This window comes from Bradyrhizobium sp. ORS 278 (genome assembly GCF_000026145.1).
Taxonomy (GTDB): domain Bacteria; phylum Pseudomonadota; class Alphaproteobacteria; order Rhizobiales; family Xanthobacteraceae; genus Bradyrhizobium.
The window spans coordinates 3,843,473-3,869,782 of record NC_009445.1 but is presented as its reverse complement, the minus strand read 5'-3'; the positions used below and the strand labels follow the sequence as shown (position 1 = coordinate 3,869,782).

The 26,310-nt window shown below is 66.0% G+C and carries 30 protein-coding genes; 11 read left to right on the top strand and 19 right to left on the bottom strand.

The window, feature by feature from the left end:
• Positions 1-22: 22 nt before the first annotated feature.
• On the top strand, positions 23-829 hold the full coding sequence (locus BRADO_RS17310; protein ID WP_011926622.1) for an SDR family oxidoreductase: 807 nt from the start codon (positions 23-25) through the stop codon (positions 827-829).
• A gap of 249 nt (positions 830-1,078) precedes the next feature.
• Positions 1,079-1,465 (top strand): hypothetical protein, encoded by a 387-nt coding sequence (locus BRADO_RS17305; RefSeq protein WP_011926621.1) that lies wholly within the window; start codon positions 1,079-1,081, stop codon positions 1,463-1,465.
• A 50-nt stretch (positions 1,466-1,515) separates the two neighbouring features.
• On the opposite strand, the gene BRADO_RS17300 is transcribed toward BRADO_RS17305, so the two are convergent.
• The 8 genes from BRADO_RS17300 to BRADO_RS17265 are packed head-to-tail and all read right to left on the bottom strand — an operon-like array spanning position 1,516 to position 8,907.
• On the bottom strand, positions 1,516-2,439 hold the full coding sequence (locus BRADO_RS17300) for an NAD-dependent epimerase/dehydratase family protein (protein WP_011926620.1): 924 nt from the start codon (positions 2,437-2,439) through the stop codon (positions 1,516-1,518).
• Between the two features lie 3 nt (positions 2,440-2,442).
• On the bottom strand, positions 2,443-3,441 hold the full coding sequence (locus tag BRADO_RS17295; protein WP_011926619.1) for a fumarylacetoacetate hydrolase family protein: 999 nt from the start codon (positions 3,439-3,441) through the stop codon (positions 2,443-2,445).
• The gene (locus tag BRADO_RS17290) at positions 3,441-4,016 is read right to left on the bottom strand and encodes a cupin domain-containing protein (RefSeq protein ID WP_011926618.1); all 576 of its coding nucleotides are present in this window, start codon (positions 4,014-4,016) and stop codon (positions 3,441-3,443) included. Before BRADO_RS17290 ends, BRADO_RS17295 begins: the two co-directional genes overlap by 1 nt.
• 16 nt (positions 4,017-4,032) lie before the next feature.
• Positions 4,033-5,190 (bottom strand): MFS transporter, encoded by a 1,158-nt coding sequence (locus BRADO_RS17285; protein WP_011926617.1) that lies wholly within the window; start codon positions 5,188-5,190, stop codon positions 4,033-4,035.
• Positions 5,191-5,240: 50 nt separating this feature from the next.
• Positions 5,241-6,371, bottom strand: coding sequence for an FAD-dependent oxidoreductase (locus tag BRADO_RS17280; RefSeq protein WP_011926616.1), 1,131 nt, complete (start codon positions 6,369-6,371; stop codon positions 5,241-5,243).
• Between the two features lie 39 nt (positions 6,372-6,410).
• Positions 6,411-6,776 carry a Rieske (2Fe-2S) protein gene (locus BRADO_RS17275; RefSeq protein ID WP_011926615.1) on the bottom strand — a complete coding sequence of 122 codons (366 nt, stop codon included), beginning with the start codon at positions 6,774-6,776 and terminating at the stop codon, positions 6,411-6,413.
• The gene (locus BRADO_RS17270) at positions 6,760-7,713 is read right to left on the bottom strand and encodes a VOC family protein (protein ID WP_011926614.1); all 954 of its coding nucleotides are present in this window, start codon (positions 7,711-7,713) and stop codon (positions 6,760-6,762) included. Before BRADO_RS17270 ends, BRADO_RS17275 begins: the two co-directional genes overlap by 17 nt.
• A 39-nt stretch (positions 7,714-7,752) precedes the next feature.
• Positions 7,753-8,907, bottom strand: coding sequence for a S9 family peptidase (locus BRADO_RS17265; RefSeq protein ID WP_011926613.1), 1,155 nt, complete (start codon positions 8,905-8,907; stop codon positions 7,753-7,755).
• A gap of 144 nt (positions 8,908-9,051) precedes the next feature.
• Between BRADO_RS17265 and BRADO_RS17260 the strand changes: the two genes are divergently transcribed.
• Positions 9,052-9,960, top strand: a complete 909-nt coding sequence (locus BRADO_RS17260; RefSeq protein WP_011926612.1) for a LysR family transcriptional regulator — start codon at positions 9,052-9,054, stop codon at positions 9,958-9,960.
• Between the two features lie 86 nt (positions 9,961-10,046).
• On the opposite strand, the gene BRADO_RS17255 is transcribed toward BRADO_RS17260, so the two are convergent.
• Positions 10,047-11,030, bottom strand: a complete 984-nt coding sequence (locus BRADO_RS17255; protein WP_011926611.1) for a transporter — start codon at positions 11,028-11,030, stop codon at positions 10,047-10,049.
• A 1,042-nt stretch (positions 11,031-12,072) separates the two neighbouring features.
• On the opposite strand from BRADO_RS17255, the gene BRADO_RS17250 reads away from it, so the two are divergent.
• Positions 12,073-12,489 (top strand): response regulator, encoded by a 417-nt coding sequence (locus BRADO_RS17250; RefSeq protein WP_011926610.1) that lies wholly within the window; start codon positions 12,073-12,075, stop codon positions 12,487-12,489.
• A gap of 132 nt (positions 12,490-12,621) precedes the next feature.
• On the top strand, positions 12,622-13,044 hold the full coding sequence (locus BRADO_RS17245; RefSeq protein WP_011926609.1) for a group II truncated hemoglobin: 423 nt from the start codon (positions 12,622-12,624) through the stop codon (positions 13,042-13,044).
• 11 nt (positions 13,045-13,055) lie between these two features.
• Here the strand turns inward: BRADO_RS17245 and BRADO_RS17240 are convergent, their stop codons facing one another.
• From BRADO_RS17240 to BRADO_RS17225, 5 genes are all read right to left on the bottom strand, one after another.
• Positions 13,056-13,250, bottom strand: a complete 195-nt coding sequence (locus BRADO_RS17240; protein WP_011926608.1) for a hypothetical protein — start codon at positions 13,248-13,250, stop codon at positions 13,056-13,058.
• A 48-nt stretch (positions 13,251-13,298) separates the two neighbouring features.
• On the bottom strand, positions 13,299-13,685 hold the full coding sequence (locus BRADO_RS17235) for an NUDIX hydrolase (RefSeq protein WP_011926607.1): 387 nt from the start codon (positions 13,683-13,685) through the stop codon (positions 13,299-13,301).
• 177 nt (positions 13,686-13,862) lie between these two features.
• Positions 13,863-14,795: a hypothetical protein gene (locus BRADO_RS17230; RefSeq protein ID WP_244422836.1), complete on the bottom strand. Its 933-nt coding sequence runs from the start codon at positions 14,793-14,795 to the stop codon at positions 13,863-13,865.
• A 213-nt stretch (positions 14,796-15,008) separates the two neighbouring features.
• A complete protein-coding gene (locus BRADO_RS35440) occupies positions 15,009-15,185 on the bottom strand; it encodes a hypothetical protein (protein WP_011926605.1) in 177 nt (58 codons plus the stop codon).
• 12 nt (positions 15,186-15,197) lie between these two features.
• On the bottom strand, positions 15,198-15,419 hold the full coding sequence (locus tag BRADO_RS17225) for a hypothetical protein (protein WP_244422835.1): 222 nt from the start codon (positions 15,417-15,419) through the stop codon (positions 15,198-15,200).
• A 366-nt stretch (positions 15,420-15,785) separates the two neighbouring features.
• Between BRADO_RS17225 and BRADO_RS17220 the strand changes: the two genes are divergently transcribed.
• Complete coding sequence (locus BRADO_RS17220; protein WP_011926603.1) at positions 15,786-16,139, top strand: DUF6481 family protein; 354 nt, start codon at positions 15,786-15,788, stop codon at positions 16,137-16,139.
• A 100-nt stretch (positions 16,140-16,239) separates the two neighbouring features.
• Here BRADO_RS17220 and BRADO_RS17215 read toward each other — a convergent pair whose 3' ends face one another.
• Positions 16,240-16,476 (bottom strand): pentapeptide MXKDX repeat protein, encoded by a 237-nt coding sequence (locus BRADO_RS17215; RefSeq protein ID WP_011926602.1) that lies wholly within the window; start codon positions 16,474-16,476, stop codon positions 16,240-16,242.
• 363 nt (positions 16,477-16,839) lie between these two features.
• Here BRADO_RS17215 and dctP point away from each other — a divergent pair, with 363 nt between their 5' ends.
• From dctP to BRADO_RS17200, 3 genes are read left to right on the top strand one after another with little or no spacing between them, the layout of a single operon-like run.
• Entirely contained in the window at positions 16,840-17,862 is a 1,023-nt protein-coding gene (gene dctP, locus BRADO_RS17210; RefSeq protein WP_011926601.1) for a TRAP transporter substrate-binding protein DctP, read from the top strand.
• Positions 17,863-17,865: 3 nt separating this feature from the next.
• Positions 17,866-18,411, top strand: a complete 546-nt coding sequence (locus tag BRADO_RS17205) for a TRAP transporter small permease (protein ID WP_041756631.1) — start codon at positions 17,866-17,868, stop codon at positions 18,409-18,411.
• Positions 18,408-19,766 (top strand): TRAP transporter large permease, encoded by a 1,359-nt coding sequence (locus BRADO_RS17200; protein ID WP_011926599.1) that lies wholly within the window; start codon positions 18,408-18,410, stop codon positions 19,764-19,766. Before BRADO_RS17205 ends, BRADO_RS17200 begins: the two co-directional genes overlap by 4 nt.
• A 64-nt stretch (positions 19,767-19,830) precedes the next feature.
• On the opposite strand, the gene BRADO_RS17195 is transcribed toward BRADO_RS17200, so the two are convergent.
• The 3 genes from BRADO_RS17195 to BRADO_RS17185 are packed head-to-tail and all read right to left on the bottom strand — an operon-like array spanning position 19,831 to position 24,385.
• On the bottom strand, positions 19,831-20,745 hold the full coding sequence (locus BRADO_RS17195; protein WP_011926598.1) for a hydroxymethylglutaryl-CoA lyase: 915 nt from the start codon (positions 20,743-20,745) through the stop codon (positions 19,831-19,833).
• A gap of 23 nt (positions 20,746-20,768) precedes the next feature.
• The gene (locus BRADO_RS17190; RefSeq protein WP_041756629.1) at positions 20,769-22,775 is read right to left on the bottom strand and encodes an acetyl/propionyl/methylcrotonyl-CoA carboxylase subunit alpha; all 2,007 of its coding nucleotides are present in this window, start codon (positions 22,773-22,775) and stop codon (positions 20,769-20,771) included.
• A gap of 2 nt (positions 22,776-22,777) precedes the next feature.
• The gene (locus BRADO_RS17185; protein ID WP_011926596.1) at positions 22,778-24,385 is read right to left on the bottom strand and encodes a carboxyl transferase domain-containing protein; all 1,608 of its coding nucleotides are present in this window, start codon (positions 24,383-24,385) and stop codon (positions 22,778-22,780) included.
• A 323-nt stretch (positions 24,386-24,708) separates the two neighbouring features.
• Between BRADO_RS17185 and BRADO_RS17180 the strand changes: the two genes are divergently transcribed.
• Positions 24,709-25,353 (top strand): TetR/AcrR family transcriptional regulator, encoded by a 645-nt coding sequence (locus BRADO_RS17180; RefSeq protein ID WP_011926595.1) that lies wholly within the window; start codon positions 24,709-24,711, stop codon positions 25,351-25,353.
• 5 nt (positions 25,354-25,358) lie between these two features.
• Complete coding sequence (locus tag BRADO_RS17175; RefSeq protein WP_011926594.1) at positions 25,359-25,844, top strand: Lrp/AsnC family transcriptional regulator; 486 nt, start codon at positions 25,359-25,361, stop codon at positions 25,842-25,844.
• Positions 25,845-25,904: 60 nt separating this feature from the next.
• Here the strand turns inward: BRADO_RS17175 and BRADO_RS17170 are convergent, their stop codons facing one another.
• Positions 25,905-26,210: an ETC complex I subunit gene (locus BRADO_RS17170; RefSeq protein ID WP_009031292.1), complete on the bottom strand. Its 306-nt coding sequence runs from the start codon at positions 26,208-26,210 to the stop codon at positions 25,905-25,907.
• Between the last annotated feature and the right edge of the window lie 100 nt (positions 26,211-26,310).

The window sequence follows — 26,310 nt, the reverse complement described above, 5'->3', positions numbered from 1 at the left end:
CAGGCTCAGAGGAGGCAGTCCCATGACACTCGACGGCAAGGTCGCCCTGGTTACCGGCGCCGGCAGCGGCATCGGCCGCGCCACGGCTCTCGCGCTCGCCAGGCGCGGCTCTCACCTCGTCCTGTTCGGCCGAACCCGGGCAAAGCTCGCCGAGACGGCGGCGCTCGCTGCCAGCCACGGCGTGCGAACCGAGACGCTCGGCGGCAATGTCAGCGACGAGGCCGCCTGCGCGAGCACGCTCGCTCTGGCGCGCGAGCGTTTCGGCCGGCTCGACGTGCTGGTCAACAATGCCGGCAATGTCCGTGCCGGCCGGCTGGAGGCGACCGACGTCGCCGACATCCGCGCCATGATCGAGGTCGACCTGCTCGCGCCCATCCTGTGGACACGCACAGCGCTGCCGCTGCTGCGCGCCAGTGGCGATGGCGCGATCGTCAACGTCGCCTCTGGCATCGCTCTGGTCGGCGCGCCCTTCTACGCCACCTACGCGGCGGCGAAAGCGGGCCTGGCGCGGTTCGGCGAGGCGCTGCATCGCGAGCTGCTCGACGAGGGCGTGCGGGTGCTGACGGTCTATCCCGGCGCCACCGAGACGCCGATGATGGCCAGCAACAAGGCCGGTCCCGATCTCGGCTTCGCGCGGGAGACGCCCGAGATGGTCGCCGATGCCCTGGTCGAGGGACTCGTCACCGGCGCCCGCGAGGTCATCCGCGCCAACGAAACGCGGCGCGCGATGATTGCGCTGAACCGCGATCACCCGGAGCAGATCGACGAGCGCTTCCGCCTGCTGAAGCCGCGACTCGAGGCCGCCGTCGCGAACCACCACGCGCCTTGATCTCCTGCGGGGGCGAAGGCGGCGGTCCTGCCGCCGCCTTGCGCCCATCGGACCAGACTCATCTGCCCTCCGCGCGGTTACGCGGCTGCCGGCCAACGGGCCGGGAGCCGTGTCCCGCTGTCCGTTCGCGTCGTGGCCGAAGCCCCAATCCGAAAGTTCCCGGCTTGACGAACCAGCCACAAACCGGCCAAAGATTGCGCCAAAATGTCGCGGCGGAGGTTGGCCATGCGATATCTCGACGGTGCAGTGATGTTCTTCAGCCTCTGGCTGCTGGCATCGATGCTTCTCGACGCCCTGACGCCGCCGGAGCTGACCTTCTACATGATCGGTCCGGCGATCGCGCCGGCCGTCCTCGTCGCCGGCTTGCTGTACTGGCTGCGCATCCCCGCGCTCGATTACGCCGTGGTTTTCGGCACGCTCTGGATGGTCTCCGAGATGGTGCTGGAGATGATCTCGCCGAAACCCCTCTCGCCTCTGATGGCTGTTCTGGCCGTCGCCCCGCTGTTGCTCGCCGGAATTCTCGTGAACGTCCGGCAATGGCGCCATTCGGGCCGGCGCGACCGTCCCGCCCCTGCGGCGCCAATCAAGGGCCTGCCCGGTTCGCCCGGGCCGATCGCGAGCCGCCGGCCACTCTGATCCCGGCCTGACGGCTCGTCGCCGCTGCAGCGGCTGTGCTCATGCGCGGGTCACCCGGCCTGGCCTGCGAGCGCGTTCGTCAGCAGCGTCGCGACCGATCCATCATGGTTGAAGCCCAGCGCCAGTTCATTCGTCGCATCGAGCGCCGGGTAGCGGCCGAATGCGGTCTCGATGCGCTCGTCGGGGTGGAAGGTGACGAGCCGCGTTCGCTCGGCACCATAGAGCTGGGCCAGCCCCTCAACCACATCGGCGATGGAAAGATGCAGCGCCGGCAATTGCAGTTGTCCGCAGATCTCGGCTGCGCCCGCCAGAACGAGATTGTCGACGACCGCCGTCCGCGACAACCACCAGCAGGTCGCCGTCGCAGAGACCGGACAGGCATAACGCTGGCCCTCGGCCAGCGCATGCAGCAATTCGCTCATGAAGGCCGAGCCGAAGCCGCTCACCGGACGCGGTCGGGCGACGATCCCCGGCAGGCGCAAGGATACGCCTGAGAGCTCGCCTCGTCTTGTGTGATCAGCGAGCGCAACCTCGACCATCCGCTTGTGCGCGCCATAGGTGGCGGCCGGCCGCGGCTCGGTCGTCGAGCTCACGCCAGCCTCCCCCAGCGGCCCATACACGGCGATGCTGCTCGCATAGACGACGCGAGGGCGATGTCCCGATCCGGCAAGCCATTGCAGCAGGTCGAGCGAGGCATCGAGATTGACGCGGCGGCTGAGCCCGGGCTCGGCTTCGGCGCGCGCGCCGGGAACGCTGGCAAGATGAAACACCAGATCGAATGAGGCGGCGCCGAGCGGGGCCAACATGCCTGCGTCGAGCGCGCCGCTGATCCAGCGCAGACGAGGATCGAGTGACGACCACGGTTGCGCAGCGAGATCGATCGCGGTGATCTCGGCAATGGTCGCGTCCGCGAGCAATCGCCGCAGCAGCGCGCTGCCGATGAATCCCGCAGCGCCCGTGACGAGGATACGCATCGCTCAGTCCCGCGTCGCGCTGGACGCGCGCACCACCTGCTGGTGGATGCGTCCGAACGGCCCCGGGCTGCCGTCGGCGAAGCGGGCCTCCATCGTGACGTGCTCGCCGAAGCGCAGGAACGCCGTCCTCGCCTCGCCGAACTCGATCATCTCGATCGCGCGGCGCTCGGCCAGACAGCTCGATCCGGCTGCGCGATCGGCGTTCGAGACGGTGCCCGAGCCGATGATTGTGCCCGCGCTCAGCCGGCGCGTCCGCGCGGCATGGGCGATCAACTGCGAAAACGAGAACGCCATCTCGCCCCCCGACGCGGCTCCGATCCGCTCGCCATTGCGCTGAACATGCAGCGCCATGTCCACACGGCCGCCGTGCCAGGCCGCACCGATCTCGTCGGGCGTCAGCGCGATGGGCGCGAAGCTGGTGGACGGCTTGGCCTGCAGGAAGCCGAAGCCGGTGCGCACCTCGCGCGCGCCGACCGCGCGCAGGCTCCAATCATTGATCTGCACGAGCAGCCGTATCCGCTGCTCGGCCTGCTCCGCCGAAACGCCGATCGGGACATCATCGACGATCACCCCGAACTCGCCCTCGCAGTCGATGCCGTCCGCTTCGGACACGAACGGGACGTCGGCATGCGGGCCAAGGAAGTCGTCGCTCGCGCCCTGGTACATGACCGGAATGGTCTCGAAATCCGGGATCGGCGGCTTGCTGAAGGCGACGTCCATCAGGTGCCCGTGGTTGAGAAAGGCCGAGCCGTCCAGCCATTGCGGCGCGCGCGGCAGCGGCGCAGCGCAGCGCGCGGGATCGAACGCGAAGACGCCTGGCGCCGCCCCGGTTTCGAGCCGGCCGGCCAAGCCGCGCAGCGGCGCCTCGACCTCGGCCCAGCGCCGCAGCGCGCTCGCGAGATCCGGCGCGATCGCGCCCGCATCGACGGCGCGCGCATGGTCCCTGGAGACGATCACGAGGCGGCCGTCGAGGCTGCCGTTCTGATAGGTCGCGAGCTTCATCAGGCGGCCTTGCCGGGATTGGCGTCGGGACCGAACTTGCCGTCGACCAGGATGAACAGCATCCGGCACGGCTGGTCGCTGCGATTGGCCCACGCATGATTGGTGCCGCGCTGGATCACGACGTCGCCCGCCTTGAGATCCGCCGTGCCCTTGTCGAGCACCAGCGTGACTTCACCCGAGATGACGATGCCGTAGTCGATGGTCTCGGTGCGATGCATCAGCGGATGCGGCGATTCCGTCGTCACCGTCGAGGCATGAGGATCACCGATCTGGCCGAAGGCGGCCTGCATCCGCGCGGCGCCGTTGCGCAGGAAGTCCTCGGTATCCGGCGGAATGTCGACGAAGCGGATGCGGCTGCCATGTGCCGGCGGCGGCAGACGCAGCGGCCCCACCGTCGGATCGGGGCCGTTGTCGATCGGCGCGGGCGTCGCCTGCGTGCTCCAGACCTCGTGGAAGAAGGTGCCGGGGATCGCGGCGAGCTCGGTCACGGTCGGCAGCGCGCCGTCGGACGAGATCACGGCGGCGCCCTCGGCGTCATGCCCGGTGACGACGCGGCGGATCTGCGGAAGGGTCATGGAACAGGTCTCCTGATCAGGCGATTTCGAGAGTGGTCGTGGTCGCGGCGCCGCGCGCGGCGAACACGCGCGAGAACATCATGACGGCGGCCGACGAGATGACGACGGCGCCGAGCCCGAGCGCGGGATAGCCGAACAGTTGCACCAGCGTGCCGCCGAGGATCGGCCCGATCGCGGCGCCGATCATCAGCATCGCCGGCGTACCGGCGAGCGCGCGCGCCGTCGGGTCGAGCCGCGACAACAGGCCGAAGGCAAAGGTGTGAGTGAAGATCATCACGGCGGCAAACACCGCCGTCGGCACGGCATAAGCGAGGAAGCCCGAGCCGAAGGTGATCGTCACGGCGATGATCGCTTGGCAGACCGGACCCGCCAGCAGCACGTGGCGCGCCGGCAGCCGCGTCTCAAGGACCGCCGCGAGCGGCGCCGGCAGCAGGTTGACGAAGCCGAGTGCGATCAGCACGCCGGTGACCGTCTCCGCACCGAAGCCGTGATCGATGCCGATGCGCTCGATGAAGCTGAATAGCATCGCCTGCGTCAAAGCCATGCAGCTGATGCCGGCGATGCCGAACCAGACGGCGCGCGGCAGATGACTGACCTCGGCGATGAGATCCTCCTCGCTGCGCACCACGCCCTTGGGAAACGACACCGCGGACGCCAGCGCCGCCACCGCCATGACGCCGGCGAACACGATGAACAGCGCCGGCCCGCCGAAGCTCGCGACGAGATTGGGTGTCAGGCCGAGGAACAGGATTGCGAACACGCCGAGCGCCATCCCGACGATCGCGAACAGCCGGTGCGGATTGGCGCTGCGCGCGATGGTGCCATGGGTGAAGCTCAGGCCGCAGGCGGCCGTCGCCCCCGCCAGCGCGTGCAGCAGCGCGAGCAGCGGAAACTCCGACGTTTGGCTCGCGGCTACGAACACCAGCGCGGCCGCGGCGTATCCCGCAGCGGCCGACAGCGGGGCGTTCAGGCGGTTGAAGCGCGGCGCAAAGAACAGGCTGCTGAGCACGGCACCGAGCAGGAACAAGGTGGCGAGCAGTCCGGCCTGCTGCGGGCTGAAATTGTAGCGCGCGATCAGCGTGCCCACCCACACCGGAAGCGCCACGAGGTCAACCATCCCGGCGCAATGCGCGACCATCAGGGCGATGCGCCCGCGCCAGGTTTCCGTCGTCACCATCTTTGCGTCCTCCCCTTGATCGTTGTTTTTCTGTGTTCGTTGCCGGCTCAGATCGGCTGCGTCAGCCCGACGGTCGACTCGCGCATGACGCGGGCTTGCTCGGCCTTGTCGCCGTTTTCCATCTCGATGCGGCAGAGCTGCGCGGAGTTCTCGATCACCATGCGGCAGCGCTCCCAGCGGCGCGCATGGAAGCGGTCGAACGCGTCCTGTAACGTCGCCGCCCGCGCGAGCTCCTCGGCCAGCACGATCCCGCTCTCGATGCCGATGCCGGCACCGGAGGCGAGATGCGGCGTGGTTGCCGCCACGGTGTCGCCGATCAGGATGACGCGCCCGCGATTCCACGGCGCCGGCACCAGCAGGTTCGCAAGCGGCCGATAGTCGATCGCCGCGTCCGCGGCGAGGAGATGCGACCGAAACGCGGTCAGCACGGGATCGCTGAACGGCGCCAGCATGTCCGCGACCAGCTGCGGCCACGCCGATCGTTCGATCTGCTGCTTGTCGCGCCGCGCCTCGGTGACAAACATGTACATGTGGCTCGGCGACACCGGATTGACGCCGGCCTTGACGGTGCCACCCAGCCACATCCGCGGCCGCACGATCTCGTCCGGCCGCGGCAGCACGGCGCGCCAGACCACCTGGCCGATATATTGCGGCGGCTTCACTTCCGGAAACAGCAGCGCCCGCGTCTTCGAATGCACGCCGTCGGCAACGACGACGAGATCGTAGCGCCTTTTCGTGCCGTCAGTAAAAGTGACCTCGACGTCGCTGTCGTGCTGCGTGATCTCAGTATAGCTGCAGCCGACCCGGACGCTGACGCCGGCTTCACGCGTCGCATCGGCGAGAATTCGGCCGAGCTCGGGGCGCATGATGCCGCCGCCACCGGGCACGTCCGATCCGACCGGCTTCGGCGTCGGAATCTCGCCGATGCGATGACCTGCCGGCGTGAACAGCTCGACGCCATCAGACAGATAGCCGCGCCTTTTGAATTCGCCGAACACGCCGATCTGGTCGAGCGCCCGCAAGGTCGGGCCGCTGACGGTGATGCCGGCGCCTTCCGGCCGCCAGCTGGAATCGATCTCGACGAGATCGACCGCGATGTCCGCCTTGCGCATCTGGATCGCTGCGGCCATGCCTGAAAATCCGCCGCCGATCGTCAGCACCCTGCTCACCACTGCCATGGCGCCCTCCTCCCTCTAGAGTCCACCCTTGCGGGCTTGTTATGACTTCACGAACAGCTCGCCGTCGGCATCGACGACGAGCTCGAGTTGATGTAGCCGCTCACCGCGGCACGGCCCCTGCACGCACAGCCCGCTGTCGGGCATGAACTCGGCGCCATGTGCGTGACAGACGATGCGCGTGCCCGCCGCATTCAGGTAGGCATCCCTGCGCCACGCCATCGGCGCGCCCTGGACATGCGGACAGGCGTTGCGCCAGGCGTGGAGTTCTCCCTGCCATCGGACGACGAAAAGGCTGTCCTGCCCTTCATCCCGGGGATCGAATCCCCGCGACTGCGCCTCGCCGATCTCATCCGAATGGCACAGGCGAACGAGGCCTGACGGCGCGCCCTCATGCGTAGTCGCCATTCTCGGAGATTCCTGGCCCGGGGTACCATTTCTTGCGCATCTTCAGCAGGAAGGTCTGCGAGTTGTCGGCCGAGGCCGTGGCCTCGCGCGGCTGCCAGCTCGCATCGTGCTGGTCCATGTCGGCGTCCATCTCGATGTGGCAGCCGAACGGGCTGTTGAAGTACCAGAACCAGTTCGATCCGAGGATGTGACGGCCGGGGCCCCAGAACGCCTGGTAGCCCTTCTCGACGAAGCGATAGCCGTTGGTGATCATTTCCGAGGGGCCGCCGAAATGGAAGGTGAAGTGCTCGACGCCATGCATGTGCGGCGGCGCGCCGATCAGGAAATGGGTGTGATGATCGAGCGAGCCGGCGGGCTGCAGGAACGGCCCGGTGCCGGTGAAGCGATCGGTGCAGCGGAAGCCCAGGCGGTTGACGTAGAACGCCTCCGCCTTCATCACGTCTGGCACGAAGTACACGACATGCGACAGCGAGCGCGGACGGATCACGCTGCCCGGCGGCGGCACGCCGAGACTGTTGACGGGCCTGAACACCACGCCCCCCGGCGCATTCGAGATCTCGCCGGCGAGAACGAACGGCCGCCGCGCCGTGAGCTGGAATCCGATCACGAAGCCGCAATCGTCGATCGACTCGATCGAGCCGTCCGGCAGCCGCCGGACCTCGCGGTCGCGCCGCAACTCGGCGGCAATCGCGCCCAGGGTGATCTCGTCGGCGACGCCCATGACCGTCTTGCGCAGGCGGCAGCCCGGCGTCGGTCCCGGCGGCAGCGACGGCTCGTCCTGCCGCGCGATCACGACAGCCGTCCCGTCCATCGCCTCGAAGCGGCCGCCGCGTTCGGAGACGTCGACCGCCGTCAGGCCGTAATCGACCAGGAAGCGCGCCGCGCCCCTGACGTCGTCGACAGCGAAGATCAGGCTTTCCAGTCCGAAAATTTTCATGGCTTTCCTCTCCGCCTGCCGCTCAGGCGACCCTTCCGTTCAAGGTCTCGCGTTCAAGGTCTCGGCCACCCAATCCGCGATGTAGTGGCCGGCGTTGATGCTGTTGTCGAAGCTCGCATGCTGCGCGCCGCCTTCGCGATCGGTGAAGATCTTCAGCTCGCGCTTCGGCGAATTGACCAGCTGCTCAAAGGTCCGCTCCGCCCAATGCAGCGGGATCTGCGAGTCCTTGGCGCCATGCGTCACCAGGAACGGCACCTTGATGCGGTCGAGGATACCGTCGAGGTGAACCCGCTCGGCGATCCGCATGAAATCGTCCTGATCCCGCGCACCCCACACCCAGCGCACATGCGCCCAGTAGTGCGGGACCGGGAAGTTGCCTTCCTTCTGCAGGCGCTTCTTCTGCACGTCGCGCCAGTCATGATTGGCGCCCCAGGCGACGCCGCAGGCGAAGCGCGGCTCGAACGCCACGGCGCGCGGGCAGTAATAGCCGCCGAGCGATACTCCCTCGAGGCCGATGCGCCTGGGATCGACGTCGCTGCGCGTCTCCAGCCAGTCGACGACGCGCGAGGCCCAGTGCTCGCTGTCGTAGCGCGCGGTGAGGCCCTGCAGCCGCAGCGCCTCGCCCGAGCCGGGCTGATCGATGACCAGCGATGCCACGCCGCGCTTGGCCAGCCACGCCGGCAGGCCGACGCGGTATTTCATCTCCTTGGTCGAGTCCAAGCCGTTGACCTGCACCAGCAGCGGCGCCGGTCCATCACAGCCTTCCGCGCGCACCAGGAGGCCCGCGATGTGGCTGCCTTCATAGCGGATCTCGACGCGCTCGCAGTTCTCCCGCGCCAGCGCAATTGCCTTGGCGAAGGTGTCGAGGCACTTGCGGTATAGCGCCAGCCGGCCTGGCGCGTCATGCGCCTGCAGACGCTCGCAGGTCATGAGATAGCTCGCAGCGCGGCCATACTTTTCGCCGGCCGAGAGCAGCCGGCCCTTCGCCTCATCCTCGGCGGCAAGCTCGCAGAGCTTGTCCGCCATCCGCGCCCAGGTCTCGCGAAACGCCCGGGTGCCGCTGGCGTCGGGCTGCCGTGCCGCGTCCTGCAACGGCGCGCACATCTCCTCGATCTCGCCGATCCTGGCGCCCATCTCGATCGCCAGATCGACCGACAGATTCCAGACGTAGTTGGTCGGAAAATATTTGAACATGCTGCACTCGCGACGCGCAGACCGGCCGCGCGTCCCCTTGAGGTTTCTTCCCGGGATCTGGAGTAGCGCCGTTTGACCATTTCGAAAAATTGATTATCAAGATCGGTGGCATTGATCCTCTAAATACCTCCCGCGAGGCGGCCGATGCGGTTCAACAACAAGTTCGATCTCAATCTGCTGGTCGCGCTCGACCATCTGCTGCACCTGCGCAGCGTCAGCGGCGCGGCCGCGCGCATGAACATGACGCAGTCGGCGATGAGCAACGCCCTGCTCCGCCTGCGCACCTATTTCGACGACGAACTGCTGGTGAAGATCGGCCGGAAGATGGAGCTCACGCCGCGGGCGGAGGTGCTCAAGGACTCGATCAGGGACCTTCTCGTGCGGGTCGACTGGGCGATCGCCGCATCCTCGGAGTTCGACCCGGCGCAATCCGACCGCTGCTTCAAGATCCTGGCCTCGGACTACACGCTGGTGACGCTGATCCCGCGGCTGCTGGCGCGCAGCGAAGCCCTCGCCCCCGGAATCCGCTTCGATTTCCTGCAGCAGGTGCAGCGGCCGGAGCGCGCGCTCGAGCGCGGCGATGTCGACCTCTTGATCATTCCCGAGGAGTTCAGCTCGAAGCTGCATCCGTCCGAAGTCATCTTCGAGGACGATTTCTGCGTCATCGCCTGGAGCAAGGGGAAGTACGGCAAGGTCAAGCTGTCACGGCAGGATTTCGCCAGCGCGTCCCATGTCGTGATGCGGCCCGCGATCGCCGCGCAGTCGCTCGAAACCCATTACCTGGAGCAGCGCGACACCAGCCGCCGCGAGGACATCTCGGTCTACGCCTTCACTGCGATCCCTCATCTCATCGCCGGGACGGACCGCATCGCCACCGTGCACCGCAAGCTCGCTGTCGCCGCCCAGCGCAGCCTGCCGATCCGCATCATCGAGCTGCCCATCAAGCTCCCGGTGTTGCGCCAGCGCGTGCAGTGGCACCGCTATCGCTCCAACGATGCCGGCCTGCTGTGGCTGCGCAACCTGATGCGCGAGGTCGTCGCCGAGTTGCCGTGATCGACATCCCGTACCTGTCATGACGAACGGCCGGCGCAAGGCGCCGGCCATTCGCACGTCTCGAATGTCGGGACTTGCAGCGCGGCTCAGCGCTTGCCCGGTCCGGCGCCCGGCGGGGGTGCCGGCACCCAGATCGGGAACGCCAGGTTCGCCCAGACCGTATCGCTGCGGCTGCCGTTCTCGACATGGAATGTGTGCTGATAGTTCACATTGATCTGAAAGGCTCCGCCGTCATAGCTCAGCGACGGGCCGAGATTCAGCGACTTGAGACGATTGCCGTCCTGGACGCCCGCCAGATTGAATGCCTTGACGCCGTTGATCTTGTCGTCCTGATATTGATGCGTGTAGCCGCCGACCACGCCGAGCTTCCACGCGCCAATGTTGTAGCCGGCGTTGAAGTCGACTACCAGCGCGTCGCCGCTGCGATATTGCTGGCCCAGTTGCGTGAACGCGTTGACAGAGTCCGTATTTGTGGTGTTGAGCAAGAGACGCGGCGAGACGGCGAACTCGAACCCCTTCGGATCGGCATAGCGATAGGCGACCACCGGCGAGATGGTCGTGTAGTTGGTACCGACGTTCAGCGGCTGCCGCGCCGAATAGGTACCGGTATTCGGCATGAGGTCGAGCCCCACCGTCACGCTCTGAGCGGGCGACAAGGCCCAGCGCAGGATGACGGGCGAGAAGGTAATGTTCGCAAGCCCGTTGGCCTGGAAAGATCCGGCAGGATTGGAGCTTTCGAGGTGGACGAAGGGGACGACGAGCTGCGAGTAGACGTGCGCCCCGAAGAATTCGCCGGGATAGCTGGCCAGGAATCGCATGGTCTCCGACACCGACGACAGCTTGAAATTGATCGGCAGCTTGTTGCCCTGCCCGTCATACAGCCCGTTGGCGCTGGTGTAGCTGGTCTGGCTGATCGCAAACAGGCCGGGGATCGGCGGCATGGTGCCGATGAACACGCCGGGTGATCCCGCCGGATAGTTGGTCGTCCCGTTCTCTGCAGCCCGCGCTCCCTGGAGCATACCGGCCAGCACCAATGCCATCAGAGCGGACTGCTTCAGTCCTCGTCCCATATTCCCCCCTCTCGGCGGCGCGCTTTCTCTTGAAACGAGCTTGCCCTATCGACCGGCCGGCGGCGCGCCCGCGCCCGACCGATCCGGCGATTGATGCGCGAATTCGGAACATTCGTAAAATTGATCGTTTTGATTTGATGTATTGAGCAGCTTGATAGGAGCCGGGCGCCATCGATCGCCGGCCCCGTCGCAAGTGATTTGCCCGGCGGGTCGACGAGAGCGGCTGCCTGCCCGCAGCCGGCGGCCGTGAACTAACAAAGCGCGCTGCGCCGGAACGGCGGTTTTCGCTGGCGTCTCATGGACATCACCCTTGTCCGGTCCCATCACAGAAAAAATGGGCTTTCGTTTTTTCAAAAACTGGGGCCTACTGCGGTCGTCCCGTGCTCCTCGAGAGGGGCGGATCGCGATCGTCACGGACGTTGGGCGCGGGATGCGGTGGCCGCCGGCCTGTCGCAGCACAGTACGCTGTGCGGACGAACGACAGTCGGCGGACGTGAAATCGCGTGGTCCTGGCGCCCCGAAGCTGGCGCCAAGTCTTAGGGGGATGATGACCCCTTGGGCGACGGTGGCTACCAGGCCGGACACCGGGGAGATCGCGTATAAGCGTGAAGACCATCGTGCGGGGAATGCCGGGTCGAACCGGCTGAACCTGTGGTGACTGCCGCCTGCTTTTCTTGCTGCAGGCGGGCCATGGGTGAGGCCTTCACCCGGCATTCCCCGCGCCCTCTGTTGTCGAGGGCGAGCCGACCCGCAAAGCTCGGGCGCCGGAGGCGCTGCGATGACGATTGCTCACGTCTCGGCGCAGGGTGCGGTCACAACCTGGCGCGCCCCTATCGCCGCTGGCCGGGACGACACCGATCCGGGGCGGTCGCATCGCGACAGATCGATTGCCGGGGGAGTGTTCGCCGCCTCACCCAACAACACACGATGCCGTGCAGAATCTTCCGTAATTCTACGGGATTGAAAATTTACGTGGAACTCAGAAACCGACTCTTAAGCTCCCAGCGCCCATCAGAAGCCGACACACAGCCGCGCGGGGACCATGCTGAACGAACTTCTCGTGATCGAAGATGCCGACGTTCATCTGTCGATCCTGCGCAAGATCGCGGTGCAAGCGGGCTTTGCGACCACCGGCGTGAACTCGGTGGACGGCGCCATGAACGTGCTGCGCCGGCGCAATTTCGAGTGCATCACCCTCGACCTGAACCTCGGCGAACGGTCGGGCACCGAGGTGCTGCAGCTGCTCGCCGACATGAAATCGCGGACGCCCATCTTGATCATCAGCGGCTCCGACGACCAGACCCGCGACGTCACGGTGCGGGCCGGAAAGATCCTCGGCCTCAACGTCTACCCGCCATTCTCCAAGCCCGTCGATCTCGCGCTGCTGCGCCAGACGCTGCGCCAGATCGCAGCCGACACCGACCGCCAGCGCTTCGTCAAAGCCAACAATATGCGCTAGCGCCCCCGCGCGCTCGTTACGAACATCCGCGGCTCCGCCCTGTCCCAGCCATCGCCTCGTCGCCTTTGACGCAGATCAAGGCGAGGGGCGCGCGCGGCCTGTTGGCTGCGGGACGAACGGAAACGAGATGCGATGACGGCAGCGGAGCATTCCAGCGAAGTAGTGGCAGTCGAGGCGACGCCCTACGAGCTGATCGGCGGAGAAGAAGGCGTGCGACGCCTCGCGGATCGCTTCTATGCGATCATGGACGACGAGCCGGATGCGCGCCGCATCCGCGCCATGCACGATGCCGATCTCGGTCCGATCCGGCAAATGCTGTTCGAGTTCCTGAGCGGATGGCTGGGTGGTCCGCCGCTCTATTTCGAGCGTGCCGAACACCGCTGCATCATGTCCGCGCACCGCCCGTATCCGATCGGCGATGCCGAACGCGACGAGTGGATGACGTGCATGCGCAGGGCGATGTTCGATTGCGACATCACCGGCGACATGTACGACCTGCTCGATCGGGCGTTCCTGCGCATGGCGAACGCCTTCCGCACGCGCGCAGCCGGCTGAGTCGTTCCGGCTCAGCCTTGCTTGTCGGCGGCTTCGCGTGCCAGACGTTCGGCACGCAGTCTCTCGCGGTTCTTGTAAAAGGCCCGCTGGGCCTCCTCGTGCTCGCGCATGGCCTGCTCGGCATCGGCCCTGCGCATGGCATCGCGCGCCCGACGCTCTTCAGGCGTGAGGACGCGTGGCGGTCTGGCTGTGCTCTCGTAAGTCATGACCAGATAACGCCGGAGATCGCGAGGCGTTCCCGACGATCCGGAAGGTCAGTCCGCCTTGCGCGGGAACAGACGGTCGCGGATGTAGCGCGAGGTCGGCGTGAGGCTCAGGCCGTAGGGCTTCTGCCACACCGCCCGATCGATCTCCTTCTTGTCGCCGATCTCGAGCCGTCCCTTGGCATGCTTGGCGATGAAGATCGCATCGCTCATCCTGCGCCCGGAGCGCTTGTTCTTGGTGGTGACTTCCTTCCAGAGGCGAAGCCGGCCGAGCTTGAGCTTCGGCAGCTCCTCCTTGATCTCGCGTTTGAGACAGTCCTTTTCGGTTTCGCGCGACCGCTTGCGGCCGCCCGGAAACATCCAGCGGCCGTCGATGCGACGCCGGACCAGGAGAACCCTGCCGCCCTTGGCGGCAACCAGCTTGGACGCCTTGGCCATCGTTCCGGAAACTCTCACCTCACCTTGAAGCAAAGCCTAACAGGATTCGGTGCAAGTCCCGCTCCGGACCTTTGCGGAGGTCCGGGCGGGCCGGAATCGGATCCGCCTCAGTCATCAGTCGCGCGCACGTCGTCCAGGTTCAGGGCGCGACGCAGAGTGACGGAGAGCAGCATCGGCTCAGTAGCAGGAGCGTGAATCGACCGCGACATACTCGCCCGACGGATAGCGATAATAGCAATTGCCTTGCGACAGGTAATAACCCGGCCGCGACGCGGCGGTGGCGCCGGCGATCGCTCCCGTGGCTCCGCCGAGCACGGCGCCAGCGGCTGCGCCTCCCGCCTTCCCGGTCAGGATGCCGCCGAGCACACCCCCGATGATGGCGCCACCCAGCGCGCTTGCCGCGGGATCGGGATCGGAGGGCGGCGGCGCGGGCTCATAGGCGACCGGCGGCGGTGGCGCCTCATACGCCGTGGCCGGCGCATAGACGACATCGTCGGCGTAATCATCGGACACGTAGGTCGGCGGGCCCTCCATCGGCTCAGGATAATAATACCAGACGCCGCCGACATCCCACCACCAGCCGGGCCGTCCATTGTGAACCTCGTGACGCCAGCGGCCGCCTTCCCAGCCGACCCGGCCGCGATAGGGCTGGCCGCCATAGTCGCGAACACCGATGGCGCCCCGGGCGAAGCGCACATCCGGCCCGCGTCCCACGGCCGCGGGTCCGGACCCGGCGGGATAGCCATGGCCGCGATCATACGCCACGCCGGGCGGCCGGCCCTGTTGCGCCACCGGCGCCGGCGGACGCCCCTGGGGCGGTATCTGAGGCTGCATGGCGGCGCGCGGCGGAGGTCCACTGGGCTGTCCGACCATGGGGCCTTGCTGGCGCGGCGCCTGTTGTGCCTGAGGCTGACCGGCGGGCTGGCCGCCCTGCCCCTGACGAATGACACTCGGCGGGCGGCCCTGCGGCGGATGGCCCGGGCCACCCTGGTCCAGCCCCTGCCCTGGCCCCTGGGCATAGCCGGCGCTCGGCAATGCCACAGCAGCCAGGATCGCTGCAGCCGCCAGCCAGGATCGGCGTGGAGATCTGGTGTCATCGAACGACGTCATGCTGCCTACCCCTCGCTGGCCAATCATCCGCAGTGGTTCCGTCCAGGCCAACACCGTGGCGCGCCGAGCGCTCGCTCGATCATCTGCCGAACGCGACCACCAATTCCACAATCTTCGCGACAGGCCGTTAAAATCCAGACGATTTTGCGGCCGGTTCCCTGCGCGAACAACAGGATACGCGGAAATCGCGCTGATTCGCCGCTGCGAGGACCGTCAGCGCTCCGGCGCAATGACGTTGCAGTTGCTGCGGCCCGACATGAGGCAATCCTGCATCTTGCTCGCCGCCGTCAGGCTGTGAGCCAGCCACAGGCCGAAGCCGACCATGACCGCCGCGAACACCAGCGCCGCGATCGCGCCGCCCCGTCCGCCACCGCTGTCCTGTGCGCTCATGCCATGCCGAGCCTAGGCGGAGCGCAGGTCGGCCGCCTCGCCATGCGGCCCGTGATGCTGACGCGCGGCCGGCGTCAACGGCGTCAAACGCGTGCAGCTCGTCACCCAGAACATCTGCGCGCATTCCCATTCGACACCCAACACACCGGGCGCAACGGGGATGGGCCGGGCGAACACGGCCGTCATCACACCGGCACTGACGAGGAAAGCAAAAAGAGCGACGGCGAGCAACATGCGCCCGCGCCCCCAAAATACAGAGGCCATGCCGGTAAACTCCCTTGGATGTCGCACCCGGATGGTGCGCCAACGCCCGTGGGGTGTGATAAATTTCACAACCGGCCGACCTTCGCCGACACGACGGGGATGCTTACATAGCGATCGCTACAAAGCATGCAAGCGCCCGGCGGGCGCGATGTGGAGGACTGTCGATAAAGCATTTGTCATCGACGCATGCGATCCTATACACACGGCCTCGCGTCAGCCTTCGCTCGTGTTCACGACACCGTGGAGGAATGGCTTGGCGGCAGATGCCGCCCCTGACCGAACCACGCCGATCAAACCATACCCAAACCACACCAGTAGCGAAGTGACGACGTTTCCATGAGAGGATTCAAGGAACCCGGATTTGCCGATCGGCAGAAGGCCGCGCAGCAGGCCCGACAGAGCATCCTGCAGAAATTCAAGTCGCAGCCCGGGCCTGACGATCCCGAGGTCGTGAAGCGACGGCAGGAGCGCGAGGCGGCGGCGGCGCGCCGCGAGCAGCAGCGACTCGAGCGTGAGGCTGCGAAGGCCGAGCAGAAGCGAATCGAGGAGGAGGCCAAGGCCGCTGAGACGGCACGGCTCGCCCGTGAGGCGGAAGAAGCGGCCGCCCGCGCCGCCGAGCTCGAAGCCGAGCAGAAGGCCAAGCGCGACGCGCGTTACGCCGCCCGCAAGGCGCGCGGCAAGAAGAAGTGATGGAGCGGCGCCATGGCCGGTTGCCCGCCATGGCGCCTCCCGATGTCGCGAGGATCCGATGTAAGCCTCATGGACCCGGCATTGCTGCGAGCGATGCGGCTCAGTTCTTCTTCATCATGCCGTCGTCCTTCTTCATGCCGTCCTTGGACATGGCATCGTCCTTCTTCATGCCGTCTTTGGCCATCGTGTCCTTCTTCATCCCGTCGTGGGACATCGCGTCTTTCTTCATCCCGTCCTTGCTCATCTTGTCCTCCGCGAACGCGACTGGCGCGGCGGCGACGTTGAAGGCGAGAGCGGCGGCGGACAAAGCGAGGATAAGGCGGTTGCGAGACGTCATGGTGATCGCTCCTTCGAGGTGCGGGGTTGGACGGCGATCAATGCGCCGCTCCCTGATCTCGACGCTGCGTACAGCTCCGTTGTTACGGACCAGCGAAATAATTTTTGTCGATCAAATTTGAATCGTGTTCTGCGGTGTTTGAACGGTCGACACAATTTCGCCCCGGCAGACCGATGTTAGTACAACCGCCGCAAGGGATTCAGATCGTGACAGTTGCGTTGCAGCAATATGCCGCTTCTCTTGCATTTCACCTCGAACGGACTGTCGAGTTCGGCTAGAGGTAACCCGGCAGATTGGCTCGTATCGATAATGCCAGCGAACCAGGGTCGGGAACCCAACCCAGAGTTGTCCAGGGGAAATCTCATGCTTTCACGCCGTCACGTCATCGCCTCCGCGCTTGCTGCGCCTGCCATTCTGCGGTTCGGAACCGGCACGGCCCATGCGGCAACGACGCTGAAAATCTCCCACCAGTTCCCCGGTGGGACCATCGACAAGGGCGACTTCCGCGACCGGCTGTGCCGGGTGTTCGCCGAGGAAGTGTCCAAGCGCTCAGGCGGCGAGATTGCCGCCGAGATCTATCCCAACTCGTCACTGATCAAGACGGTGGCACAGTTTTCGGCGATGCGGAAAGGCGCGCTCGACATCAGTCTGTATCCGATGCCCTACGCTGGCGGCGAGCTTCCGGAGACCAACATCGGACTGATGCCGGGACTCGTGACCACCTACGACCAGGGCATGCGCTGGAAGAACGAGCCGGTCGGCAAGGCGCTGAGCGACTTCCTCGCAGACAAGGGCATCATCCTGCTCACCTGGGTCTGGCAGGCGGGCGGCGTCGCCAGCCGCTCGCGTCCGTTGCTGACCCCAGACGATGCCAAGGGCATGAAGGTGCGCGGCGGCTCGCGCGAGATGGACATGGTGCTGCAGACCGCGGGCGCGTCCGTGCTCTCCGTGCCATCCAATGAAATCTATACCGCGATGCAGACCGGCGCCTGCGACGCCGGCCTCACCTCGTCGACCAGCCTGATCTCGTTCCGTCTCGAGGAGGTGGCCAAGGCGCTGACCTCCGGCGCCAAGGCGTCGTACTGGTTCATGCTCGAGCCGCTGATGATGTCGAAGGCCTCGTTCGACAAGTTGCCGAAGAACCAGCAGGACATCCTGATGACGGTCGGCGCGGAGATGGAGGCGTTCGGACGCAAGGGCGCACAGGAGGACGACATCGAGGTCGCCAAGGTCTACGAAAAGGCCGGCGCCAAGGTGGTGGAGCTCGATGTCGAGATCGTCAACAAATGGCGAGACATTGCCCGAGACACCGCCTGGAAGGACTATGGCGGAAAGTCTGCGAATTGCGCGAAGCTCCTCAAGCTCGCCTCCGATGTCGCGGCCTGATTGATGCACGTACCCGTCTCCGACAGTGAGGCCACGCCGACCACCGGCGCCAGCGGACCGCTGGCGCCGGTTCAGCGTGTGATCTCCGCGCTCAACAGCATCATCGTGGTGTTCGCCGCGATCGCTCTGATCGCGGCCTGCGTCATCCTCAGCTACAGCGTCGCGGGCCGTGCGCTCTTCAAGGCCGCCAATTACTGGCAGGATGAAGCGGCCGTGTTCCTCCTCGTCGGCGCCACCTTCATGACCACCGCCTATGTGCAGGAGCATCGTGGCCATGTCAGCATCGAGGCCTTCGTCGGCCTGATGTCGCCGACGGCGAACCGAATCCGGCTCTGGCTGGTCGACGTTGCCAGCTTCTTGTTCTGCGCCTTCTTCACCTGGAAGTCCTGGACCCTCACCCATGAGGCGTTCGAGGACGGTCAGGTGTCCAACTCGATGTGGTCGCCGCCGCTCGCCATTCCCTACGGCTTGATGGCTGCCGGCATGACCCTGCTGTGTATTCAGATGCTGCTGCAGATCCTGTCGCCGCTCTCCGGAGCGCGTCGATGAGCGTATTTGGAATTGGAATCGCTTACGGGCTGTCCACCCTGTTTGCGATGTTCGCGGGCATGCCGATCGCGTTCGCGCTCGGCGCGGTCGCCGTGGTGTTCATGGCGATCTACATGCCAACCGCCTCGCTCGATACGGTGACGCAGAATGTCTACGAGGAGATGGCGTCGATCACGCTGCTGTCGATCCCGCTGTTCATCCTCAAGGGCGCAGCGATCGGCCGCTCGCGCGCCGGCCAGGATCTGTACTCGGCGCTGCATGCGTGGCTGCACCGTGTGCCCGGCGGTCTTGGCGTCGCCAATGTGTTCGCCTGCGCTCTGTTCGCGGCGATGGCCGGATCGTCGCCGGCAACCTGCTCGGCGATCGGCTCCGCCGGCATTCCCGAGATGCGCAAGCGCGGCTATTCCGGCGGCTTCGCGGCTGGCATCATCGCCGCCGGCGGCACGCTCGGCATCCTCCTGCCGCCGTCGATCACGATGATCCTGTTCGCGATCGCGGCCGAGAAGTCGCTCGGACGGCTGTTCCTCGCCGGCATCGGCCCGGGCCTGCTGCTGGTCACGCTGTTCGGCGTTTACGCCGTGGTGCGCTTCCGTCAGGAATACGCGCAAGCCAAGGCCGCCTATGAGAAGTCGGGCGCCTGGTCGGACATCCTGACCAAGGACGATTTCACCATGGCGCAGCGCTTCTCGGTGCTGCCGCGCGTGATTCCCTTCGTGCTGCTGCTGACCGGCGTGATGGTCGCGCTGTATGGCGGCTTCGCCACGCCGTCGGAGACGGCGGGCCTCGGCGGCATACTGGCGTTGGTGCTGATCGCGATCATCTACCGGGTGTGGACCCCGAGCGATCTGGCGCCGATCATGCGGGCGACGCTGCGGGAATCGACGATGCTGATGCTGATCATCGGCATGTCGCTGCTCTACTCCTATGTGATGAGCTATCTGCACATCTCCCAGTCGGTTGCCGAGTCGATCGTGGCGATGCACCTGCCGCGCTGGGAGCTGCTGTTCGCGATCCTGCTGATGGTGGTCGTGCTCGGCTTCTTCCTGCCGCCGGTCTCGATCATCCTGATGACCGCCCCGATCATCCTGCCGCCGCTGCGGGCGGCGAATTTCGACATCATCTGGTTCGGCGTCGTCATGACGATCGTAATGGAGATGGGCCTGATCCACCCGCCGGTGGGGCTGAACATCTTCGTCATCCGCAACGTCGCGCCGGACATCCCGCTGCGCGACGTGATCTGGGGCACGCTACCATTCGTGCTCCTGATGATGGCCGCGGTTCTGCTGCTCTGCTTCGTTCCCCAGATCTCGACCGGCCTGCCGAACCTCGTGATGGGACCGGATCTGAGCCGCTGACACGGCTGGCGAATGGCGAATAGGGAGTAGCGAATAGATTGGCGAGGGGGCAGGCCCCTATTCGCTACTCGCCATTCGCTACTCGCCTGTTCTTCGCATTCAGCGCCGCGGCGACGCGGCTGACCGGCGGACGCCCGATCAGCCGGCTGATCTCATTGGTGGCTGCCAGGAGTCCGGTCATGTCGACGCCGGTCCGGATGCCCATGCCCTCGAGCATGTAGACGACATCCTCGGTCGCGACATTGCCGGTCGCGCCCGGTGCAAACGGACAGCCGCCAAGGCCACCGGCGGCGGCATCGATGACGCGAACGCCCTCCTCCATCCCGGCATAGAGGTTGGCGAGCGCCTGGCCATAGGTGTCGTGAAAGTGCATCGCCAGATGCGACACCGGCACGTCGTCGCAGACCGCGCGCAGCATCTGCTTGGCCTTCACGGGCGTGCCGACGCCGATCGTGTCGCCCAGCGACACCTCGTAGCAGCCGAGGTTCCACAGCGCCTTGGCGACATCGGCCACCGCTTGCGGCTTGATCTCGCCCTCATAGGGACAGCCGAGCACGCAGGAGACGTAGCCGCGCACCTTGATGCCGTCGGTCTTCGCGTGCGCCACCACCGGCTTGAACCGCTCCAGCGACTCTTCGATCGAACAGTTGATGTTGGCGCGGGAAAAGCTCTCGGAGGCGGCAGTGAACACCGAGATCACCTTGGCACCCGCGGCATGCGCGGCCTCGTAGCCCTTCACGTTGGGCACGAGGACGTGGAACTCGCCGGGCAGCGCGGCGACGCTGCGCATCACCTCGTCGGACCCCACCATCTGCGGGATCGCCTTGGGCGAGACGAAGGCGCCGACCTCGACGGTGGTCAGGCCGGCGTCGACCAGCGCGCGGACGAAGGCGATGCGGTCGGCGACACTGACGGACGTCTTCTCGTTCTGCAGGCCGTCGCGCGGGCCCATTTCGATGATGCGCACGCTCTCGCTCATGCTGACCTCTATGAGTTGGAGGATCAGGCGGAGGGTTCGACTTCCGCCAGTTCGACGCCTTCCTGCACGATGTCGCCGACCTTGCACTTGATCGCCTTGAGCACCCCCGCGAATGGCGCGCGCAGGGTCTGCTCCATCTTCATCACTTCGAGTGTGAGGATCGCAGCTCCCTTCTCCAGAACGGCGCCTTCCTGCGCTAACAAAGCTACCACGGTGCCGGGCAACGGAGCGACGATCTTGTCCTCGCCCCCTTGCTCCTCATCGTCCCCGCCGAACGGATCGATCCAGTGTAGATCAAACCGGCCGTTGCGGGTGCGCAGATACAGCTCGTGACCCTCGATGACGGCCACCACATGGGACTTGATGCCGTCGCGCACAAGGTCGAAGCCACCATTCTCGGTCGGATTGGCCGCAAACGACGTCACACGATCCTCGATCGTCACTGTCTGTACGTCCGGACCATAAGCCAGCGTCACTGTCTGCGGTTCTGCCCCCACGCCCTGGCGGAACGAGAACACCCGCTGCCGCAAGCCCACCGGCATCCAGCCGGACGATCGCCACGGCGAGCCCTGCTCGTTCGCTGCCGCCATCTGCTCATCGATCAGGATAGCCGCCACTGCGGCGCACAGTTCGACATCGCCGGCAACTGCGCCCGACTGCGTCAGCAGCGACAGATGGCGCTCGATGAAGCCGGTATCGATCGCATTTGCCTGGACGTCCGGATGCGTCAGCAGCGCTGATAGGAACGGGATGTTGCTGACGATGCCACGGACGTCGGTGTCCTCCAGGCCGCGATTGAGCCGCTCGATCGCGACCTCGCGGGTCGGCGCCCAGGCGATCATCTTCGCGAGCATCGCGTCGTAGTAAGGCGAGACGGCATCGCGTTCGCGATAGCCGGCATCGATGCGCAGGCCACCGGTCTCCGCCGGCGTCCGCCAGGTCGTGATGGTGCCGACCGAGGGCATGAAGTTCTTAGCGGGATTCTCGGCATAAACCCGCGCCTCGATGGCGTGACCATTGAGCTCGATCTGGCCCTGCTTCAGCGGCAACTGCTCGCCGAACGCGACGCGGAGCTGCCATTCGACGAGATCGACGCCGGTGATCAGCTCGGTGACGGGATGCTCGACCTGCAGGCGCGTGTTCATCTCGATGAAGAACACGTCGCGCCCGTCGGAGACGAACTCGATCGTGCCGGCGCCGACATAGTTCACGGCCCCCGCCGCGCGGCGTGCGGCCGCGCAGACCGTCTCGCGTTGCGCTGGCGACAAGGTCGGCGACGGCGCCTCCTCGATCACCTTTTGGTGCCGGCGCTGCAGTGTGCATTCGCGCTCGAACAGCGACACCAGATTGCCATGGCTATCGCCGATGATCTGCACCTCGATGTGGCGCGGATTCTGGACGAATTTCTCGATCAGCACGCGGTCGTCGCCGAAGGCTGCCTTGGCCTCGCGTTTGGCGCTGATGACGGCGTCTGCTAGATCGCCGGCCGCATTGACTACGCGCATGCCGCGGCCACCGCCGCCGGCGGAGGCCTTGATCAGCACGGGATAGCCGATCCGTGCCGCTTCATTGGCGAGGGTCGCCTCGTCCTGCGCCTCGCCGTGATAGCCAGGCACCAGCGGCACGCCGGCCTGCTCCATCAGGAATTTGGAGCCGGACTTCGAGCCCATCGCGGTGATCATCGCCGCGGTCGGACCGACGAACACCAGCCCCGCATCGAGACAGGCCTGCGCGAACTCGGCGCTTTCGGACAGGAAGCCGTAACCGGGATGGACAGCCTCGGCGCCGGTCGCCTTCGCGGCCTCGATCAGCCGCTCGATATTGAGATAGGAATCGCGGGCGCGCGCCGGCCCGAGCAGCACGGCCTCGTCGGCCAACGCGACGTGAAGCGCATTGCGGTCCGCCTCCGAATGGACCGCGACGGTCTTCAATCCCATCGCGCGCGCGGTACGGATGACGCGCACGGCGATCTCTCCACGGTTGGCGATCAGGAGCTTGCGGAAACGGCGATACAATCCGGGACGAGCCATGATCACATCCTGAACAGGCCGAACTTGGTCGGCTCGACCGGGGCATTGGCGGCGGCAGATAATCCGAGCCCGAGCACGAGGCGGGTGTCGGCGGGATCGATCACGCCGTCATCCCAAAGCCGCGCGGTCGCATAGTATGGATTGCCCTGCGCCTCGTATTGCTCGCGGATGGGCGCGCGGAATTTCTCTTCCTCTTCCGCCGGCCAGCTCTCACCCTTGGCCTCGATGCCGTCGCGGCGGACCTGGCTCAGCACCATCGCGGCCTGCTCGCCGCCCATGACCGAGATGCGCGCATTTGGCCACATCCAGAGGAAGCGCGGCGCGTAGGCGCGGCCGCACATGCCGTAATTGCCGGCGCCATAGGAGCCGCCGATCACGACGGTGAATTTCGGCACAGAGGCGGTCGCCACCGCGGTCACCAGCTTGGCGCCGTCGCGCGCGATGCCGCCGGCCTCATATTTCTTGCCGACCATGAAGCCGGTGATGTTCTGCAGGAACACCAGCGGAATGTTGCGCTGGCAGCACAGCTCGATGAAGTGCGCGCCCTTCAACGAGCTCTCGCTGAACAGGATGCCATTATTAGCGATGATGCCGACGGGGTAGCCGAAGATGTGGGCGAAGCCGCACACCAGCGTCTGGCCGTAGAGCTTCTTGAATTCGTCGAACTCCGAGCCGTCGACCACACGCGCAATGATGTCGCGGACGTCGAACGGCTTGCGGCCGTCTGCTGGCACCACCCCATAGATCTCCTCCGCGGCATAACGCGGCTCGCGGACGGCGCGCATGTTCAGCACGGTGCGCGCGCCCGGCGGCTTCAACGTGCCGACGACGCGGCGCGCGATGCCGATCGCATGTGCGTCGTTCTGCGCGTAGTGATCGGTGACGCCCGACTGTCGCGAATGCACATCGGCGCCGCCGAGCTCCTCGGCGCTGACGACCTCGCCGGTCGCCGCCTTCACCAGCGGCGGCCCCCCGAGGAAGATCGTGCCCTGATTGCGCACGATGATGCTCTCGTCCGACATCGCCGGCACATAGGCGCCGCCGGCCGTGCACGAGCCCATCACGACCGCGATCTGCGGGATTCCAATGGCCGACATCTGCGCCTGGTTGTAGAAGATGCGGCCGAAATGCCGCTCGTCGGGAAAGATCTCGTCCTGCAGCGGCAGGAAGGCGCCGCCAGAATCGACCATGTAGACGCAGGGCAGATTGTTCTGCCGCGCGATGTCCTGGGCGCGCAGATGCTTCTTCACCGTCATCGGGTAGTAGGTGCCGCCCTTGATGGTCGCGTCATTGGCGACGATGACGCACTCACGGCCCGCGATACGGCCGATGCCGGTGACAATGCTCGCCGAGTGAACATCGCCGCCATACAGTCCGTGCGCCGCCAGCGGCGACAGCTCCAGAAACGCGGTGCCGGGATCGAGCAGCAGGTCGACCCGCTGCCGTGCCAGCATCTTGCCGCGCGACAGATGCCGTTTGCGCGACGCCTCGCCGCCGCCTTCGGCGACCTGCGCCAGCTTGGTCTTGAGGTCCGCGACGAGTGCGCGCATGGACTCGGCGTTGCGCGCGAAATCCGCGGATGAAGGATCGATCGTCGAATGAAGCGTCATGATCGGCGTCTTCGTTGCTTGGGCCCGAGGAAAAGCCGTGAGAGCAAGCTTCAGACCGGCCGCGGCCCGGGAGGCCGCGTCACGGGCGGGTGTACCATCTCTGCCGTCATGCTGTCCTCCCGTCCCCGGCGGCTTCTTCGCGCCGTCCGTCGTTCTCGAATTAAACGATCATACGTTTTTAAATTCTATTCTCAAGCGGATTGTTGTAGAGTCGGGGCTAAGCTTGACCCTGTTGAGAAGACGAGTGTTTTTGTACTCAGACAACGAGCGCGCGTCGCCTGTCGCCTCCGGCGGCGCGTTCCGGCCAGTCCGGCGAGGTTAGCATGGCGCGCACGATCGGGTCGCATGGTCCGACGACGATGGAGGCCATCCGCAAGGCCGGCCTGCGGCTGATCTTCGAGCATGGCTACGAGGCGATGAGCCTGCGTCAGCTCGCGGCCGAGGTCGGCATCCAGCCTGGCTCCCTTTATAATCACATCAGCACCAAGCAGGAGCTGCTCTCCGAGCTGATCCAGGACCATATCAACGATCTGCTCAGCGAGCTGGAGCAGGCGTTGCACGACAAGGAGGGCCCCGTCGAGCGTCTCAGGGCGTTCGTCGCCTTTCATGTCAGCTATCACATGACCCGCAAGCGCGAAGTCTTCATCGCCAATTCCGAGCTGCGCAGCCTCGAGCCGCGCAACTATCAGGCGGTGGTGGCGCTGCGCGGCGCCTATGAGCGGCGGCTGGCGGAGATTCTCGCCGATGGCGTGGCGCAGGGCGTATTCGACGTCGACGACGTCCAGGTCGCGACCTTCGCAATCATCGCGCTTCTGACGGGGTTGTGCAGCTGGTATCGCCCCGGCGGTCGCCTCACGAAGGACGCCATCATCGCCGCGCATGAGAAGCTCGTGCTGTCCGGCGTCATGCCGCACCGCGTGACCTCGCGACCGAACGGCGCCGGCGGTCCGGCCGACGCACAGGTCTAGCGGCGATGGCGGAGCGGCCCGACGTCGACGTCATCGACCGCAGGATCCTGGCGGAGCTCCAGGCCGACGGCCGCATCCGCATCAACGAGCTCGCCGACCGCGTCGGCATCTCGCAGCCGAACTGCCTGCGCCGGGTGCGCGCGCTGCGCGGCAGCGGCGTGATCAAGGCGATCCGGGCCACCATCGACGAACGGGCGCTGGGCTATGAGGTGGTCTCGTTCGTGACGATTCAGCTCGACAGCCAGACCCAGGCGGCCCTGGGGGCTTTCGAGGGGGCGATCAAGCCGTTGCCGTGGGTCCAGCAATGCTGGCGGCTGTCCGGCGACGCTGACTTCCTGCTGAAATGCGTGTCGACGGGGGTCGAGGGCATGAGCCGGCAGCTCCGACAATTTGCCGCCCTGCCCGGCGTCCGCACCATCAGAAGCTTCCCGTCGCTCGGCCAGTCAAAGGACGGACTGCTGCCGATACCGGACGACGGCGCGCCGGAGTAGAGCGTCGCGTCTGATCAGCTCGTCCAGATCAAAGCGTCGAAGGTTTAGTGCGTCCAAGAATCAGTGCGTCCAAGGCTCGCCGCGGCGGAACGAGAAGTTGTCGGCGTAGGCAACCTGGCGTTTCACCGGCTCCTTCGGCTCGATCACCTGGTAAGGAATGCCCTTGCGCTCGCAATAGGCAATCGCCTCTTCCTTGCTGTCGAAGCGCAGGGTGACCTGCTGCTTCATGTCCGAGGAGGAGGTCCAGCCCATCAGCGGCTCGACCGAGCGCGGCTGCTCCGGCTCGTAATCCAGCTGCCAATCCCGGGTCTTGGCCTTGCCTGATTGCATCGCGTTCTTGGCAGGCTTGAAAATGCGTGCGGTCATGGCCGGAAGAGCCTCTCGGAGCAGCGGTTCGTCATGCGTTTGGCGGAAACGGCCGGGATGGGGTACACGAAACCCGTCAGCACGGAACGGTGATTCCCAT